The 17,630-nt window shown below is 58.4% G+C and carries 16 protein-coding genes and 2 pseudogenes; 3 read left to right on the top strand and 15 right to left on the bottom strand.

The window, feature by feature from the left end; genetic code table 11:
- Window positions 1–2: 2 nt before the first annotated feature.
- Both JFV26_RS24150 and JFV26_RS24145 read right to left on the bottom strand, forming a co-directional pair.
- Window positions 3–596: a hypothetical protein gene (locus JFV26_RS24150; RefSeq protein ID WP_201195965.1), complete on the bottom strand. Its 594-nt coding sequence runs from the start codon at window positions 594–596 to the stop codon at window positions 3–5.
- The gene (locus JFV26_RS24145; RefSeq protein WP_201195963.1) at window positions 562–1,302 is read right to left on the bottom strand and encodes an SURF1 family protein; all 741 of its coding nucleotides are present in this window, start codon (window positions 1,300–1,302) and stop codon (window positions 562–564) included. The genes JFV26_RS24150 and JFV26_RS24145 overlap by 35 nt, the downstream gene beginning before the upstream one ends.
- A 70-nt stretch (window positions 1,303–1,372) precedes the next feature.
- On the opposite strand from JFV26_RS24145, the gene JFV26_RS24140 reads away from it, so the two are divergent.
- Complete coding sequence (locus JFV26_RS24140) at window positions 1,373–1,576, top strand: twin transmembrane helix small protein (RefSeq protein WP_201195961.1); 204 nt, start codon at window positions 1,373–1,375, stop codon at window positions 1,574–1,576.
- 4 nt (window positions 1,577–1,580) lie between these two features.
- Here the strand turns inward: JFV26_RS24140 and JFV26_RS24135 are convergent, their stop codons facing one another.
- From JFV26_RS24135 to coxB, 4 genes are all read right to left on the bottom strand, one after another.
- Window positions 1,581–2,468: a cytochrome c oxidase subunit 3 gene (locus JFV26_RS24135; protein WP_201195959.1), complete on the bottom strand. Its 888-nt coding sequence runs from the start codon at window positions 2,466–2,468 to the stop codon at window positions 1,581–1,583.
- Window positions 2,469–2,501: 33 nt separating this feature from the next.
- Window positions 2,502–3,059: a cytochrome c oxidase assembly protein gene (locus tag JFV26_RS24130; protein WP_201195957.1), complete on the bottom strand. Its 558-nt coding sequence runs from the start codon at window positions 3,057–3,059 to the stop codon at window positions 2,502–2,504.
- A gap of 126 nt (window positions 3,060–3,185) precedes the next feature.
- A complete protein-coding gene (gene ctaD / locus JFV26_RS24125; protein WP_201195955.1) occupies window positions 3,186–4,772 on the bottom strand; it encodes a cytochrome c oxidase subunit I in 1,587 nt (528 codons plus the stop codon).
- Window positions 4,773–4,854: 82 nt separating this feature from the next.
- A complete protein-coding gene (gene coxB / locus JFV26_RS24120) occupies window positions 4,855–5,982 on the bottom strand; it encodes a cytochrome c oxidase subunit II (protein WP_201195953.1) in 1,128 nt (375 codons plus the stop codon).
- Window positions 5,983–6,353: 371 nt separating this feature from the next.
- Between coxB and JFV26_RS24115 the strand changes: the two genes are divergently transcribed.
- Window positions 6,354–7,004 (top strand): hypothetical protein, encoded by a 651-nt coding sequence (locus JFV26_RS24115; protein ID WP_201195952.1) that lies wholly within the window; start codon window positions 6,354–6,356, stop codon window positions 7,002–7,004.
- A gap of 92 nt (window positions 7,005–7,096) precedes the next feature.
- Here JFV26_RS24115 and JFV26_RS24110 read toward each other — a convergent pair.
- From JFV26_RS24110 to JFV26_RS24070, 9 genes and pseudogenes are all read right to left on the bottom strand, one after another.
- A pseudogene (locus JFV26_RS24110) lies at window positions 7,097–7,678 on the bottom strand (SulP family inorganic anion transporter); the annotation flags it as partial.
- A gap of 244 nt (window positions 7,679–7,922) precedes the next feature.
- Window positions 7,923–8,120, bottom strand: a complete 198-nt coding sequence (locus JFV26_RS24105; RefSeq protein WP_201195950.1) for a co-regulatory protein PtrA N-terminal domain-containing protein — start codon at window positions 8,118–8,120, stop codon at window positions 7,923–7,925.
- Between the two features lie 545 nt (window positions 8,121–8,665).
- Entirely contained in the window at window positions 8,666–8,926 is a 261-nt protein-coding gene (locus JFV26_RS24100; protein WP_201195948.1) for a DUF2790 domain-containing protein, read from the bottom strand.
- A gap of 154 nt (window positions 8,927–9,080) precedes the next feature.
- Window positions 9,081–10,607, bottom strand: a complete 1,527-nt coding sequence (locus tag JFV26_RS24095) for a SulP family inorganic anion transporter (RefSeq protein ID WP_201195946.1) — start codon at window positions 10,605–10,607, stop codon at window positions 9,081–9,083.
- 88 nt (window positions 10,608–10,695) lie between these two features.
- Window positions 10,696–11,427, bottom strand: a complete 732-nt coding sequence (locus JFV26_RS24090) for a carbonic anhydrase (protein ID WP_201195944.1) — start codon at window positions 11,425–11,427, stop codon at window positions 10,696–10,698.
- 243 nt (window positions 11,428–11,670) lie between these two features.
- Window positions 11,671–12,729: a PA0069 family radical SAM protein gene (locus JFV26_RS24085; RefSeq protein ID WP_201195942.1), complete on the bottom strand. Its 1,059-nt coding sequence runs from the start codon at window positions 12,727–12,729 to the stop codon at window positions 11,671–11,673.
- 70 nt (window positions 12,730–12,799) lie between these two features.
- Window positions 12,800–14,104, bottom strand: a complete 1,305-nt coding sequence (locus JFV26_RS24080; protein ID WP_201195941.1) for a c-type cytochrome — start codon at window positions 14,102–14,104, stop codon at window positions 12,800–12,802.
- 12 nt (window positions 14,105–14,116) lie between these two features.
- Window positions 14,117–15,900, bottom strand: a pseudogene (locus JFV26_RS24075) (GMC family oxidoreductase).
- Between the two features lie 2 nt (window positions 15,901–15,902).
- On the bottom strand, window positions 15,903–16,643 hold the full coding sequence (locus tag JFV26_RS24070; RefSeq protein WP_201195940.1) for a gluconate 2-dehydrogenase subunit 3 family protein: 741 nt from the start codon (window positions 16,641–16,643) through the stop codon (window positions 15,903–15,905).
- Window positions 16,644–16,944: 301 nt separating this feature from the next.
- Here JFV26_RS24070 and JFV26_RS24065 point away from each other — a divergent pair, with 301 nt between their 5' ends.
- Window positions 16,945–17,592 (top strand): phosphatase domain-containing protein, encoded by a 648-nt coding sequence (locus JFV26_RS24065; protein WP_201195939.1) that lies wholly within the window; start codon window positions 16,945–16,947, stop codon window positions 17,590–17,592.
- The last annotated feature ends 38 nt before the right edge of the window (window positions 17,593–17,630 follow it).

Below are 17,630 nucleotides of genomic sequence, written 5' to 3'. Positions count from 1 at the left end.
CCTTATCCGATGTTCGACAGTTTCAGCAGTTGACGCAGATCGTTCAGCAGGTCCTTGCCCTTGACCGTCGGGTCGTAGCGCAGCACCAGATTGCCGTGCGGGTCGATGATCCACAGCTGCGGCGCGGTTTTGTCCCCTGTTGTTTTACTGAACGTGGTCAAGTCCATGGGATAGCGCTGCAGTTGCGGATATTCGCGAGTCAGCTTGGCCTCATAGTCGGCGGTCAGCGGTTGCGCCGCTGCCAATGCATGACTGGCACGGGACGCGTCGCGGCCGAGGCCGATCTGGATTTGCCGCGCCAGGTACACCAGTTGTTGGCAGTCCACCGAGCAGTCCTTGGGCGCGGTCACCAGCATTTGCCAGCGATCCTCCTCGGCCTGCACGCCGAGGTCGGCGCGGGTCTGGCCGTTGCCGATCAGTTCTCCGTGATAACTGCGGCCGTCCGGCACCCAGAAATTCAGTTTGTACATGCCGGTCGCAAGGATCATCGGACCGATCACCCCAAGCAGGATCAGCAGCAGTTGCAAACGCCCCTTACGCCGACTCGCCGGCGTTTTCGCCTCAGACATGCTGGGTGGATTCATGGCCGCTCCCATGGTGTTTCTCCTTTGCGTTGTGCCAGCCGAGGTAGATAAAAAGGCCAAACAGGGCGATCGCCATGGCGAACCACTGCACGGCATAAGCGATGTGTTTTTCCGGCCCCATGGCCACCACCGGCCAATCGGCCTGGTAGGACGCGGGGCCGGTTTCTTCACGTAATTCGTAGGCGAAACCTTCGCGATTGAGCGAGGCCCAGAGCTTGGCCGGTTCGACGGCGGTGATCAGCTTCGGCCAGGTCGACGTCGCCGGATCGGCATGTAACTGGAACGTCGCGCCGGGGGAAACGTAGACCCACGCGTCAATGCTCCGAGCTTCGGTGGGGGTCTTGAATTGCGGCGGGGTACGGCGCTCCGGCCACGGCAACCAGCCACGATTGACCAGCAACCAAAGCCCGGTCGCTTGATCGTGAAACGGTTGCAGTAACTCGACGCCGACCTTGCCGTTGCGCTGGCGGTTATCCAGCAGCAGGCTGTGCCCGGCATCGAACTGGCCGTACAGGTGCACCCGGCGAAAGGCCGGATCCTGGGTGTGTTGCAGCTCGGTGCTGGCCATCGGTTCGGCCGCCCGACGCTCGGCGTAAGTTTGCAGCAGCGCGCTTTTCTCCGCGCCTCGGCTCAGTTGCCAGAAACCGAGTGACACCAGCAGCGGCAGCAACAGCGCCACTACAATCGTTGGCACGATGCCCGGCCGAAAGCGCTTCATGGCATCGCCAGAAAGTCGGTCATCGCGATAGCTATACTCAAATGCATCGCCTGTCCCCCGGAGTCTTGCCATGCTCAAAACAGCCATCGTCCTGATGCTGATTGCCACGGTTGTCAGCCTGTTCGGCGGCCTGTTTTTTCTGGTCAAGGACGACAGCAGCTCGAACCGCCTGGTCATCGCCTTGAGTGTTCGGGTTGCCCTGGCCGCCACCACCGTCGGCTTGATTGCCTGGGGTTTCTACAGCGGCCAGTTGGTTTCTACTGCGCCTTGGTGACGCCTCAAAGCACGTAGACGAAAACGAACAACCCGATCCACACCACGTCGACGAAGTGCCAGTACCAACTCGCCGCTTCGAAGCCGAACTGGTGCTCGTTATCGAAGTGCCCGCGCATGATCCGCATCAGCATCACAAACAGGATGATGGTGCCGATGGTCACGTGGGCACCGTGGAACCCGGTGAGCATGAAGAACGTCGCGCCGTAGACGCCCGAGCCGAGGGTCAAGCCCAGTTCGTGGTAGGCGTGTGTGTACTCTTCGGCTTGCAGGGCGAGAAATCCGCAACCGAGCAACACGGTGATCGCCAGCCAGATTTTCAACGCGCCGCGATGGCCTTTTTTCAAGGCGTGGTGGGCGATGGTTACGGTGACGCTGGAGCTGACCAGCAAAATGGTGTTGATCAGCGGCAGGCCCCAGGGGCTGATGACTTCTTTAGGCGGCGGGAACAGTTTCGGGTCCGGGGTGTGCAGCAGCGGCCAGGCGAACTGAAAGTTCGGCCAGAGCATGTGGGCGATGCCTTTTGGGCCTTCGCCTCCCAGCGCCGGGCCAGAGATGTGCCGCACGTAAAACAGCGCACCGAAGAAGGCGATGAAGAACATCACCTCGGAAAAGATGAACCAACTCATGCCCCAGCGGAACGAGCGATCAAGCTGCGGGCTGTACAACCCCGCGCGGCTCTCCTTGATCACCGTGCCGAACCAGCCGAACAGCATGTAGGCCAGCAGCAGGCCACCGACGAAAAAGATCAGCGGGCCGTGGGATTCCGGCCGGGCCGCTTTCAGGTCGTTGAACCAGGTGGCCAGGCCGTACACCGTGACCAGCATGCCGGCGGTGGCGATGATCGGCCATTTGCTCTGGGCGGGTACGTAATAGTGCTCATGAGTTGCCATTTATTGTTCTCCTTATCGGGCACGCTTCAACGCCTAGCCACCGGTGCTTGCAGCAACAGCCACGGGCGGATGACGTGCGGTGATATCGAACAGCGTGTAGGACAGCGTCAGGTGCTTCACATCCTTGGGCATGTCACGGTCAACGATAAAACGTACCGGCATCTCGATCCGTTGACCGGGCTGCAGCACTTGCTGGGTAAAGCAGAAACATTCGGTCTTGTGGAAATACGCCGCCGCCTCGCTGGGCGCGATGCTCGGCACTGCCTGGGCGCTCATCGGGTGGTCGGTGGGGTTGTAGGCGACGAAAATCATCTCGCTCACCGCACCTGGGTGCGCCGTCAGCTCATTGCCCTTGGGATAAAACTCCCACGGCATGTCGGCGTTGTTCATCGACAGAAACTGCACGCGCACCTGCCGCGAGGTGTCGACCACTTGCGAACCTTCGTACTGCCCGGCGGTTTTGCCATTGATGCCGAAGGCCTTGCACATCACGTCGTAGATCGGCACCAGGGCAAACCCGAATACAAACATCGCCACCACCACCATCAGCAGGCGCGTGACCAGTTTTTTCAGCGAGATCGAGTCAGCCACAGTGCAAGCCCTCCACACAAAACCCTGTGGGAGCGAGCCTGCTCGCGAAGCAGGCGCTGCGGTTTAGCAGACAAACCGCATCATCGTTCTTCGCGAGCAGGCTCACTCCCACAAAAGCCAGGCGTTTCATTTCACTTCCGGTGGGGTGGTGAAGGTGTGATACGGCGCCGGTGACGGCACGCTCCACTCCAGACCTTCAGCCCCTTCCCACGGTTTGGCCGGTGCTGGCGGGCCGCCGCGAATGGTCTTGATCACGATGAACAGGAAGAACAACTGCGTGGTACCGAACATGAACGCGCCGATCGAGGACACCATATTGAAGTCGGCGAATTGCAGGTTGTAGTCCGGAATCCGTCGCGGCATGCCCGCCAGCCCCACGAAGTGCATCGGGAAAAAGGTCATGTTCATGCCGACGAACGACAGCCAGAAATGCAGCTTGCCGAGGGTTTCGTCGTACATGTGGCCGGTCCATTTCGGCAACCAGTAGTACGCTGAGGCGAAGATCCCGAAGATTGCCCCCGGCACCAGCACGTAGTGGAAGTGCGCGACCACGAAGTAGGTGTCCTGGTACTGGAAGTCCGCCGGGGCGATGGCCAGCATCAGCCCGGAGAACCCGCCAATGGAGAACAGGATCACGAACGCCACGGCGAACAGCATCGGCGTTTCGAAGGTCAGCGAGCCTTGCCACATGGTGCTGGCCCAGTTGAACACCTTCACGCCGGTCGGCACCGCGATCAGCAGCGTGGCGTACATGAAGAACAACTCGCCCACCAGCGGAATACCGACCACGAACATGTGGTGCGCCCAGACGATAAACGACAGGAACGCGATGCTCGCCGTGGCGTAGACCATCGAGGTGTAGCCGAACAGTGGCTTGCGCGAGAAGGTCGGGATAATCGAGCTGACGGCACCGAAGGCCGGCAGGATCATGATGTACACCTCGGGGTGGCCGAAGAACCAGAACACGTGCTGGAACAGCACCGGATCACCGCCACCGGCGGCACTGAAGAAACTGGTGCCGAAGTGGATGTCCATCAGCATCATCGTCACGCACCCGGCCAGCACCGGCATCACCGCGATCAGCAGGAACGCGGTGATCAGCCAGGTCCAGACGAACAGCGGCATTTTCATCAACGTCATGCCGGGGGCGCGCAGGTTGAGGATGGTGGCGATCACGTTGATCGCGCCCATGATCGAGCTGATGCCCATCAAGTGAATGGCGAAGATGAAGTAGGTCACGCTTTCCGGCGCGTAGGTCGTGGAGAGCGGGGCGTAGAAGGTCCAGCCGAAGTTCGGACCGCCACCGGCAGTGAACAAGGTCGAGATCAACAGGATGAACGCCGCTGGCAGTAGCCAGAAGCTGAAGTTGTTCATTCGTGGCAGGGCCATGTCCGGCGCGCCGATCATCAACGGGATCATCCAGTTGGCGAGGCCGACGAATGCTGGCATCACCGCACCGAAGACCATCACCAGGCCGTGCATGGTGGTCATCTGGTTGAAGAACGCCGGTTCGACGATTTGCAGCCCGGGCTGGAACAATTCGGCGCGAATCACCATGGCGAACGAGCCGCCAATCAGGAACATGGTGAACGCGAACCACAGGTACAGCGTGCCGATGTCCTTGTGATTGGTGGTCAGTACCCAGCGCATCAGGCCCTTGGCGGGGCCGTGGGCGTGGTCGGCATGACCATGGTCATCGATGACGGCGCTCATGGCTTGTCTCCTGCAAACAGATGGGCTGGGCAGGCCGGGGCGCGCTGCCCCGACCGGTTCCTTACGTGCGCAATAGACCGGGTCATTTGCTTTCCGCCTGTTTCAACTCCAGCACTTCTTTAGGCGTGACCATGTCGCCTTTGTTGTTGCCCCAGGCGTTACGTTCGTAGGTCACGACCGCGGCGATATCGACTTCCGAGAGTTGCTTGCCGAACGCCGCCATGGCAGTTCCGGGCTTGCCGAAATAAACGCGGTGCAGGTGGTCTGCTTTCGGTCCGGTAGCAATCGGCGAACCTTTGAGCGCCGGGAACATCGGTGGCAAGCCTTGCCCTTCGGCCTGGTGACAGGCCACGCAGGTGGTGTGATAGATCTTGTCACCGCGCTCCTTGAGTTCGTCGAGGGTCCATTCCTTGGTTGTCAGCTCTTTGAGCTGCAGGGCTTCAGCCTTGCGATCGGCCAGCCACTTGTCGTAATCGGCCTTCTCCTTGACCTCGACCACGATCGGCATGAAGCCGTGATCCTTGCCGCACAGCTCGGCACACTGGCCACGGTAGATGCCGGGCTTGTCGATCCGGGTCCAGGCTTCGTTGACGAATCCCGGAATCGCATCGCGCTTGACCGCGAAGGCGGGTACCCACCAGGAGTGGATAACGTCGGCGGAGGTCACCAGGAAGCGCACCTTGGCGCCAATCGGCAGCACCAGCGGCTTGTCGACCTCGAGCAAGTAGTGCTCGCCCTTGGCTTCCTTGTTGTGGATTTGATCCTGGGGCGTGGCCAGGTTGCTGAAGAACTCGACGTCCTGGCCCAGGTATTTGTAGTGCCACTTCCACTGATAGCCGGTGATCTGGATATCGATATCCGGCTCACTGGAGTCATACATCTTGATCAGGGTGGCTGTCGCGGGAACCGCCATGGCCACCAGAATGATGAAGGGCACGACGGTCCAGAGGATTTCTACGGTGGTGCTTTCATGAAATTTTGCGGCCACCTGCCCGGTCGAGCGGCGGTGGACCATCATCGACCAGAACATGGCGCCGAAGACGATGATGCCGATCACTACACAGATCCAGAAAATGGTCATGTGCAGGTCAAATACTGCGTGACTGATTTCAGTCGCTCCAGGCGCCATATTCACAGTCCAGGCAGCTTGTGCCTGGCTGAAAATCGACCACAACAGGAGGCCCATCCAGACATGTGGATGTCGCATCATTGCGGGTTCCCCTTATCGTTCTTGTTATCCCGCCGGCTAACACCAACGGCAAGGGAGCGGCTTTTTCAGACTACGAACTTGAATCGCCGGGCCTTGCTGCATATGCAGTCGGGCGTCATCAGCTAACTCCATTCAAAACCGAGTATAGACAGCGACCGCGACCTCGCAACGCGAAGGCGTAAATCAACTGAAACAGCTAGTACTTGCGTTCCAGGGCACGAATGGAGAAGGATGCAGACGAGTGGTGGCAAATCGATATAACTGCAATGTCTCAAGGATGAAATAATTATGACAAATGCGTCTTAGCATTTTTCATAAGCCAGCTAAGTTATGTTCTCCCTATTTCATTGCCTTTGTTTCCTGGAGTTTTCATGAGCACCGCCGCATTGCGCGAGCAGATCCAAAAAGCCCAACAACATGAGGCCGAGACCGGCCTGTTAACTCGTCAACTGGAAACTCAACTGCCGCACCTGCATTCCGCCATCCAGCTACCGGATGTCGACGCCAAGGGCGTGATGACCCGTTTTGTGGCCGCTTATATAGAGCAAGTGCCGGACCTGTTGGACGCAGCCAATGATGTCGCTCGGGAAGCGGGCATCGAATCACAGATCAAACCGGTGCTGAAAATCGCCGAGCAGTTCTTCCTCAAGCCGCCGGCGATCATGACCGGGCATATCGGCCTGGACAGCCTGCTGGACGAAGCTTATCTGGCGCACCGGTTGGTCGAGGAGGTCAATGACCTGTACATCAAGCATTTTGGCCAGCCACTGATCCCATTGGACATGACTGTCGCCAACCTGATTGCCCACCAATTGATCGGCGAAACATTTGCCAACCAACTGGATGAGGCGGTGCATCACGCCGTGGACGAGATGCTTAACGAAGACAGTTTCGCGCTGGAGTCGGTGGAAGCCTACCGCGAGAAACTCAACAGCCCGGACACCGGTGCCGCGTGGAAACGCTGGCCGTGCCTGTCGCGCCAGTTGGGCGTGGGCCTGGAGCTGGATCAGCCGGCGACTTAATCTGGAGTTCTTAAAAGATCGCAGCCTCCGGCAGCTCCTACAGAATGTTCGCCATTACATGTAGGAGCTGCCGAAGGCTGCGATCTTTTGCTTTAAACCCCCGCAGAACCTACACCGGTGGTCGTACGCAACCGCCCCTCCAGCCTGCGCTTCAACCCCCGCGCCTCAATCAGCAGCTTCGAATCCTTGGCCGCATTCGCCCGGCCCCACTCCTCAAGCAATTCCAGACACGAATGGTCGATGTAGCTCAGGTTATTGAGCGGCACATGCACCGTCGTGCCTGCTGGAATGGTCCCTAGCACCTGGGTCAGCGCCGGCACCTTGAGAAAGGTCGCCGCACCGATCAAGCGCAACTCCATTTCGCCGTCCTTGGGCAGGTCGATCAGGCTGATCTTCAGCCGCGAAGCCTTCCAGGCTCGTTTGGCCAGGGTCAGGCCGAAGCCGATCAGCACGCCGGTCAGCAGGTCGGTGAAGATGATTGCCAGGGCAGTCGCATCGGTATCCGGCCATAACGACCCAGGCCGCGAAAGGCCTTGAGGTCCACCAGTTTGAAACCGGTATAAACCAGCACACCCGCCAGGCTCGCCACCGGAAAGCAACAGTACGGACGCCAGCAGCCACAGACCGTGGAACACCGCCGACAATCGCGTCGTTGCGCCGACCTGGACCGTGGCGAGTTTTTGAAGAGCTCTTTCTGCTGGGGAAAAATCTCGTGATGAAAATGCAAAAAGCCGTCAACGATATGCTACATCAGCGGATTCTGCCTCGGGGGTGGCCTGACGCCGACGCAGCCAACGGCTGTTTATCCTTGTCACTCCTGATCCATCCTCTTTGGCGGGGTTGGGGAAAGTGTCCCGTTTTGTTCGATACGAAGTCAGTAGTTATCTAAACGGGCCGAGATTAACGTATGGGTTCGTCTCAATAGATTTGGTCTTTTGACTTGTCGTTATTCACGGGCTCAGGACGACTATTTTCCTTTTTTTCTAAAAAATTCTCCACGGCTCGATCGTTCGCGACCATCATTCTTTCAAATGTTCTGTCCCCGCCACCTTCAGCGACCGTAACAGAAGACACAACCAAGATGAATGCAAAAGTACACAATTGGGTTAGTTTCATTTTTAATACCTTATGTTGAGATCACTTTCTCTGAAATGCAGAGGGTGGAGGTCCTCTGCACAGCAAGCCAAAGAACAAAGAAAAAATCTATTAATGAGAGCCAGTCTTGGTTGGCACAGCCCCGGCCAATGTTAGACAAATCATCTCGATTCATCTTGTCGATGCAGTATCAGTTGAAGTAGTTAAGTACGCATTAACTCAAAAAACTTGCAGGAATTACGATTCGAATTCGGAGAAGATCTCCAGCTTGGTGTGTAAAGGTGTTCAAGGCGAGGGGGCTCATTGACGGTGTTCAGTGTGCCCGGGACTGGGGCTATTAATTGTTTCTGCAGCGGCTCCTTAATGAATGCAGGAATAATTTATCTTTATAGTTGTCGAATTTATTACCTGCCAGCATTGCGGCTGAATGTTTGTAATGGATGAATGTGTAATGAACTCGGACAATGCTGCATACGGCCAGGAGATTCTCATCCGGTCTCAAAATGGTTCAAGGGTATTGAATGGCGTCATGTAGTATTTCCTCAGAATTCGTTTGTGAAAAATCATCAGCCGTTAGAGCAACCATTGCCCATCACACTGTAATTTAAAATATGGCGTTGATCTTTGGAATCCTCGTACTCCATTTGCATCGGGACAACGCCGCAGACATAGGGGATTTCGCTCGTGGAAATGATTTTGGCAACATCTAGTCGAGTGGAATAGTTGTATTCATTTACTGTCGGTTGTTGCACGATTTCAGTTGAGTGCTCTTCGGCTATAGCAGTTACGCACAGACTACTAAATACTACAGTCAATAAAATTTTCATTTCAGATTTACCTATTAAAAGGAAGAAAAAAGTCGAGCTGAATTATTAAGGAAGCGGTTACTGCAAGATCGTCAGGGCATCGATTGGGCAAAAGCACGAAATGGATTAACGTATCTCTGTGGGAGCGAGCCTGCTCGCTCCCACAATGGTTTTCCTATCCAGCAGAACCCACGCCGGACGTTGTCCGCAACCGTCCTTCCAACCTGCGCTTCAACCCCCGCGCCTCAATCACCAGTGTCGAGCCCTTGGCCGCATTCGCCCGGCCCCACTCCTCAAGCAACTCCAGACACGAATGGTCGATGTAGCTCAGGTTATTGAGTGGCACATGCACCGTCGTGCCTGCTGGAATGGTGCCCAGCACCTGGGTCAGTGCCGGCACCTTGAGAAAGGTCGCCGCACCGATCAAGCGCAACTCCATTTCGCCGTCCTTGGGCAGGTCGATCAGGCTGATCTTCAGCCGCGAAGCCTTCCAGGCCAGTTTGGCCAGGGTCAGGCCGAAGCCGATCAGCACGCCGGTCAGCAGGTCGGTGAAGATGATCGCCAGTGCAGTCGCCGCGTAGGTGAACATCGGCATCCGGCCATAACGACCCAGGCCGCGAAAGGCTTTGAGGTCCACCAGTTTGAAACCGGTATAAACCAGCACACCCGCCAGGCTCGCCACCGGAATGCTTTGCAGCACGCTGGACAGCAACAGCACGAAGGCCAGCAACCACAGACCATGAAAGATTGCCGACATTCGCGTGGTCGCACCGGCCTGGACGTTGGCCGAGCTGCGCACGATCACCCCGGTCATTGGCAATGCACCGAGCAAGCCGCAGAGCATATTGCCCACCCCTTGCGCTGACAATTCCCGGTCGAAGTCCGAACGCTGGCCGCTGTGCATACGGTCCACGGCGGCGGCCGAAAGCAGGGTTTCGGCGCTGGCGATGAAGGCCACGGCAAACGCGGCGATCAGCAGGGTCGGGTCAGCCAGGTTGAGCAAGTCCGCCGGTTTGAGCCAGTCGATGGCTTCAGCCAGGTTGGCCGGGACCTCCACGCGTTTGACCTGCAAGGCAAGCATCAGGCTGGCGACTGTCGCCAGACCGACCCCGAGCAAGGCACCGGGAATGAAACGCAGGGAATGTGGGCGCAATTTCTCCCACAACCACATCACCGCAATCGTCGACAGCCCGAGTAAGCCGGCCTGCCAGCCCAAGGATGGCAAGGCCTGAGCCACGGCGGCCGGGAACGCTGCCAGGTTATCCAGCCCTGACGGTTTGGGTACGGCGTCGAGCATCACATGCACCTGTGACAGCACGATCAACACGCCAATCCCGGCGAGCATGCCGTAGACCACCGCTGGCGCCGTCACCCGAAACCAGCAGCCCAGTTTCAAACGACCGGCCACCAGTTGCAGAAAACCGGCCAGCAGCAAAATCGGCCCGAGCATGGCGATACCGTGTTGGCGCACCAGCTCGAATACCAATACGGCCAGACCCGCCGCCGGGCCGCTGACTTGCAACGGTGAGCCGGCAATCCAGCCCACCACCAAGCCACCGATGATCCCGGTGATCAGGCCTTTGGCCGGTGGCAACCCCGAGGCGATGGCGATGCCCATGCACAAGGGCAGGGCCACCAGAAACACCACCACCGAAGCCAGCAGCTCCCGTGGCAGTACAGCTTTTAGTTGCGCAGCACGCATAGGGATTCTCCCGAAGTTTTTCAGGCATGGCGAAGCCCGGCTGCTCAATCGGCAGCCCCGGCTAAACCACTCAACGATTTAGGAGGTTTTAGAAGCGCGCTTTAGGCGTCGCCACCGGGATCGGATGGCTGCCATCGAGCGGCAGGAAACGACCCTGATCCGCGTCGTACGCTTTGATTTCGCTGGTTTCGATGCTGTAGACCCAGCCATGGATAAACAGCTGACCGTTGGCCATGCGCGAGGCCACCGATGGGTGTGTGCGCAGATGCTGCAACTGGGCGATCACATTCTCTTCGGTGAGGATGTGCATGCTTTCGTTTTCGTCAGCGCAATGGCAGTTTTCCTGGACCATGGTTTTCGCCACTTCGGCATGCCGCAGCCAGGCTTTGACCGTGGGCATTTTTTCCAGGCTCTGCGGGTTGAGTACCGCGCGCATGGCGCCGCAATCGGAATGGCCGCAAATGATGATGTGTTGCACGCCGAGGGCCAGCACCGCGTATTCGATCGCGGTGGAAACGCCGCCGTTCATTTGCCCATAAGGTGGCACGACGTTACCGACGTTACGGGTCACGAACAGATCGCCAGGGGCGCTTTGGGTGATCAGTTCAGGAACGATGCGCGAATCGGCGCAGGCGATGAACATCGCTCTCGGGCTCTGGGCCGTGGCGAGTTTTTTGAAGAGCTCTTCCTGCTGCGGAAAGACCTCGTGATGAAAATGCAAAAAGCCGTCAACAATATGCTTCAGCGCTGCATCGGCGGACTCCGCCTCGGGGTGGGCTGAAACCGATGCAGCCAGCGGCTGTTTATCCTTGTCACTCATGATTCATCCTCTTTGACGGAGATGGGGAAGTGTCCCGTTTTGTCCGATATGAAGCCAGTGGCTGTTTAAAAAACATCCAGGTCGCAGGTCTCGACCCATCAGTCACTCGATGAACAAGGTAGCCGGCGAAACTTAACTCAAACTGAATAGACCGCTCTAGAACGTGCGTTCCAGGTCGAAAAAAACGTGACCGGGCCTAACGGTGACGAGTGTTTTCACGACTCAACGATAGGCCAATTGTCCTCAAATCAATGACATTTGGCGACCCGGTGGACAGAAGGCGTTGCAGTCCAGATTAAACCCTTCACGACAATTGAGCCCCAAGCGTTTGATGGTTTTGGCAAAGCGTTGCGCCAACAGGTCGGCGAACGGTCCTTCACCGCGCATCCGCGCACCAAACTGGCTGTCGTAGAGCTCGCCGCCTCGACTCTGCCGGATCAGGCTCAGCACATGAGCCGCGCGCTGCGGGTAGTGGGCGGCCAGCCATTCTTCGAACAACGGCGCCACTTCCAGGGGCAAGCGCAACATCATGTAGGCCGCGCTCTGGGCACCGGCCGCGTGGGCTTCGGTGAGCAGGCTTTCGAGTTCGCTGTCATTGATCATCGGAATCATCGGCGAGCACAAGACGCCTACCTGAATCCCGGCCTCGCGCATCACCCGGATAGCCCGCAGCCGGGCTTTGGGCGCCGCGGCCCGGGGTTCGAGGATGCGTTTGAGCTCGTCGTCGAGGGTGGTGAGGCTGATCATCACCGCCACCAACCGCTGTTCAGCAAGTTCGACCAGCAGGTCCAGATCGCGAAGAATCAGCGAACCCTTAGTAATGATGGTCACCGGATGACGGTAACGCAGCAGCACCTCCAGGGTCTGGCGGGTGATTTTGTGTTCGCGTTCGATGGGCTGATAAGGATCGGTGTTGGAACCGAGGTTGATCGGTGCGCATTGATAGCCGCGTTTGGAGAGCTGCTCCTCCAGCACGTGCGCAGCGTTGGTCTTGGCGATCAGTTTGGTTTCGAAATCCAGCCCCGGCGACATGTCCCAATAGGCGTGACTGGGCCGCGCGTAGCAATAGATACAACCGTGCTCGCAGCCACGATAAGGATTGATCGAGCGATCGAAGGGCAGGTCCGGCGAGTTGTTGCGGGTGATGATGGTTTTCGCCGTCTCGATGCGCACCTCGGTGCCTTGGGTGACTGGCGCTTCCTGATACCAACCGTCGTCTTCGGCTACCGAGCGGTTGGGCGCGAAGCGGTTGTGCGGGTTAGTGGCGGTGCCGCGGCCGCGTGGCGGAAGAGGAGTGGACATGAAAATGCCTCGGTACTGGTTTTATATACAGTAGCGAGGCATTGTTCATCTGGCTAGTGCCGCCGGGCGATCACTTCTTCCGGGTGACCTGGCCCAGATCATCGCCCGAGGTGGTTTTCATATCAGCCTTGCGCAGGTCGGCCACGGTGCTGGCCTTGACCGGCGAACCGTTATTGCCCCAACTGCTGCGAATGAAGCTGACCACATCCGCCACTTCCTGATCCGACAAGCGCCAGGCAAACGCTGGCATGGTGAAGGTCGACGGTGCCGTGTGAGTCGCCGGCAAGGTGCCGCCCTTGAGCACAATGTTAATCAGCGACGTCGGGTCTTGCGACTGCAACACCGGATTGCCCGCCAGCGCCGGGAACACCCGTGTATATCCGTGGCCATCAGTCCTGTGACAGGCCGCGCAATTGTCGATGTACACCGAGGCGCCAGGCTTGCTGTCGTCACCCTTCCACAGTGCCTGGGCGACTTGCTTGTCGTACTGGTGCGGCTGGTCGTCGGGATCGTTAGCCGGCAGCGACTTGAGGTAACGGGCAATCGCGCTCAGGTCGGCGTCGGTCATGTACTGCATGCTGTGGGTCACCACATCGCTCATGCCACCGAACACCGCACTGCGGTCGCTGCGTCCGGTCTTGAGAAATTGCACCAGTTGCGCCTCGCTCCAACTGCCGAGACCGTCCTTGTGGTCGCCGCGCAGGCTTTTCGCGATCCAGCCTTCCAGCGGCGCGCTACCCGACAGAAACGTGCTGCCCTCGCCGGCATTCAGGGATTTTTCCTGCATGGTCAGGGCTCGCGGCGTATGGCAGGCGCCGCAATGTCCCAGGCCTTCCACCAGATAAGCCCCACGACTGACCACCGCATCAGCGCCCGGCGCTGCTTTGTAATCTGCCGCGGCCGGGGCAAACATCCAGCGCCAGCCCATGAGTGGCCAACGCATGCTCAAAGGCCAGGGAATGTCGCTGGCCTTGTTTTCCTGGGCGACCGGCGCCACGCCGTGCATGAAGTAGGCGTACAAGGCCTGCATGTCGGGTTCGGTGACGCTGGCATAGGACGGATACGGCATCGCCGGGTACAAGGTGCTGCCGTTTTTGGCGACACCGTGGCGTACGGCTTTGTCGAAGTTTTCGAAGCTGTAGTCGCCGAGGCCGGTTTTGTCCGGGGTGATGTTGGTCGAATAGATTGTCCCGATCGGTGTTTCCATCGGCAGACCACCGGCGAACGGCTTGCCGTTCTTGGCGGTGTGGCAGGCGACACAGTCACCGGCACGGGCAAGGTATTCGCCTTGTTTGATCAGGTTTTGATCAACTTCTGCGGCGTTGATCGAGGCACTGCCGAGCAGGGCGAAGGTCGCGATAACGAGTGCTTTCATGGTTATCGCTCCTTAAGCCTGAACCAGCGGGCCGGGGTTTTTCAGGTACTGCTCGCGGATCGCCCGCGCCGACCAGTAGGTCAACGCAGCCACCAGGCCTGTAGGGTTGTAACCCAAGCCTTGTGGGAAAGCTGACGCCCCAGGGACGAACACGTTGTGCACGTCCCAGCTCTGCAGGTAACGGTTCAGGGCGCTGGTTTTCGGGTTGGTGCCCATGATCGCGCCACCGTTGAGGTGGGTGGTCTGGTAGGCCGCGGTGTTGAAGTGATCACCGACCTGCTTGCCGATCACTGCGATGGCTTTGGGGCCCATCGCTTCGGCGATCTTGCCCATTTTTTCGACCATGAAGCGGTTCATCTTGATGTCGTTTTCCTGCCAGTCGAAGGTCATCCGCAGCAGCGGCAAGCCGTAGGCATCGCGGTATACCGGGTCGAGATCCAGGTAATTGCCGCGGTAGGACTGATGCGCGCCGTGGGCGTCCATCGACACCTGATGGGTGTAGTAATCGGCGGTGGCGCGTTTCCAGGCACTGCCCCAGGCCGGAGTGCCCGGGGGTTCGAGGTCCCGGCGATTGGGCGGCTGCCGGCCTGATTGACCCACATCGGCGAGCCGCCGACGAAGCCGTGCGGGCCGTGGTCGAAGTTGTCGGCATTGAAGTCATCTATTGCCACGCCGTTGCCGCCAGCCCCGATGAAGTTGTTGGTGTGGGTGTCCTTGTCGAAGAACGCCTTGATAGTGGCCAAGTTCTGGTAGGCGAAGTTCTTGCCGACCACGCCCTCACCGCTGATCGGGTCGTAAGGTTTGCCGATGCCGGAGAGCAGCATCAATCGCACGTTGTGGAACTGGAACGCGCCGAGGATCACCAGATCGGCCGGCTGCTCGATCTCCCGGCCCTGGCCATCGATGTAGGTCACGCCGGTGGCTTTGGTCTTGGTGCTGTCGAGGTTGACCCGCAGCACGTGGGAATTGGGCCGCAGTTCGAAATTCGGCAACGGCTTGAGCGCCGGCAGAATGTTCACGTTCGGCGATGCCTTGGAGTACATGTAGCAAACGTAACCGCTGCAAAAACCGCAGAAGTTGCACGGGCCCATCTGGGCGCCGTAGGGGTTGGTGTACGGGCCTGAGGTATTGGCCGACGGCAGGTTGTAGGGTTTGTAACCCACGGCTGTGGCCGCTTTCTGGAACAGCTGTGCGGAGACCGTGTTTTTCTGCGATTCCAGCGGGAACGGGTTCGAGCGATCCGGTGCATAAGGGTTGCCGCCCTTGCCTTCACCGACCCGTTGACCATTCACCGTCCAGGCTTGACCCGACGTACCGAACACCTTCTCGGCGTAATCGAAGAACGGCTCCAGCTCTTCATAGCTGACGCCGAAGTCCTGGATGGTCATGTCCTTGGGGATGAAGCTTTTGCCGTAGCGTTCTTCGTAATGGCTGCGCATCCGCAACTCGATTGGATCAACCCGAAAGTGCACGCCCGACCAATGCAGCCCCGCGCCGCCCACACCGTTACCGGGCAGGAAAGCGCCGAGTTGGCGGTTCGGCAGTGCGATGTCATTCACGCTATGGCGAATGGTCACCGTCTCTTTGGAGATGTCCTGGAAGAGTTTCTTGCGAACGCTGTAGGTAAGTTCGTCGATCACCTGGGGATAGTTGCCGTCAGGGTAGGTGTCCTGCATCGGGCCGCGTTCCAGCGCCAACACGTTCAGGCCTGCTTCTGTCAGCTCTTTGGCCATGATCGCGCCGGTCCAGCCAAAACCGACGATCACTGCGTCGACCTTCTTCATTACGGTTGCCATGCTTATGCCCTCTCGCCGCGAATCGAAACTGCCGGGAAGGGGTATTGCTCGTTGCGTTCCACCCAATCCATGAAATCGGCGCGGGCGCCGGGGAAGCCGATCATGGTCCAGCCGACCATGCCTTTGTTGCCGCCGTGGATCGGGTCGCAGAAGAACCCCTCCTTGGTGTTTTGCAGCAGCAGGTTGAAGAAAATCGTCGACGGAACGCTGTCGAACGCAGGCTTTCCGGTTTCGAGTTGCTTCAGTAAATCGTCTCGGGTAGCGCTGTCTTGATCAGCAAATACTTTACCGTTCAAGGCTTTCGACCAGGCATCCGTGGCGGCAATGCCCAAGCGATAGATCTCTTTAGGGACGAGTTTGCTCTGCCAGCCCATTTCCGCGGGGGCATCGGCATTGAACGGCCCTTGCATGAACCACAGGGCGCCGGCGGCATACGGGGTGTTCATTTGTCGATCGATGTATTCCGGCACGCCGGCTTCAAGTGCGCCTGGCCCTTGGGCATCGTTCGGGATCAGTTGAGCGACGGCTGCCTTGATGAACGTCCATTCTTCGGCGGTGAAGTAGCTGGGTTCATAGACGCTGGTGCTTACAGGCGTTTTGCCGGGACTGGCCGGTGCCGCTTGCGGCGCGGCGAGCAGGACAGAACTGCCCAGCGTAGTGCTGGCGACGGTGACCACCGGGATCAAGGTCAGGGATTTACGCAAAAACTCACGCCGCGGGTTGTCTCGATCTTGATCAGACATGGGGTGCACCTCATCAGGCATTGATGGTTTTCAGCCGATTCATTGAGCGGCTTTTCGTTTTGGCAGCGATACGGGGGGGACGATCAGTGAAAATGGCCACGTACCTAAAAACTTTGGTAACAAATGGTAGCAGGCTAAGAATCAGGATGAAGCGATTCAGCATAAATAAACCGGGTTATGCGACGAAAGTAGCCCTTGGCTCGATCGATTCACGATTCTTTGACAGTCGGCTCACAGCCCTTTGACTGCTCAAGGCTGAAGCTAGCGTTATTAATCCGCTTCTTCTTCACGGTCGCCCAGCATGTCTAAAACCCGTCTTATCCCTGCGATGTGCCTGTCGTTGGTAGCCCTTTTCAATGTGTCGCTGGCCCTGGCTGACGACGCGGCACCCGCGCGGCCCGCAGAATGGGCGCAGCCGGTGGAGGCCAAATACAACCTCTACCAAATGTCCCCGACGCTCTACCGCAGCGCATTGCCGGACAGCGGCGCAGTGCCGCTGCTGGAAAAACTCAAGGTTGGAACCGTCATCAACTTCCTGCCTGAATCGGACAAGAGCTGGTTGTCCACGCCTGGCATCGACCAGGTCCAACTGCCTTACCGCACCAATCATGTGGACGACGCGCAGGTCATCGCCGCGCTTCGCGCCATTCAGACCGCCGAGGCCAAAGGCCCGGTATTGATGCATTGCAAGCATGGCTCCGACCGCACCGGCCTGATGTCCGCCATGTATCGGGTGGTCGTGCAGGGCTGGAGCAAAGAAGATGCCTTGAATGAAATGACCCAAGGCGGTTTTGGCGACAGTACCCACTTCAAGGACGGTGTTCGCTACATGATGCAGGCTGATGTCGACAAGCTGCGCACGGCGCTGGCCAATGGTGATTGCAGCACCAGTCCGTTCGCCATGTGCTCGATGAAGAGTTGGTTCAAATCGGCCAACGTCGAGAAGTAGGAAAAAGCAGTCGTACCGCCTAATGCCGATCAGTTAAG

The sequence above is a fragment of the Pseudomonas sp. TH31 genome (genome assembly GCF_016650815.1).
Taxonomy (GTDB): Bacteria; Pseudomonadota; Gammaproteobacteria; order Pseudomonadales; family Pseudomonadaceae; genus Aquipseudomonas.
This window is presented reverse-complemented; position numbering and strand designations above follow the sequence as displayed.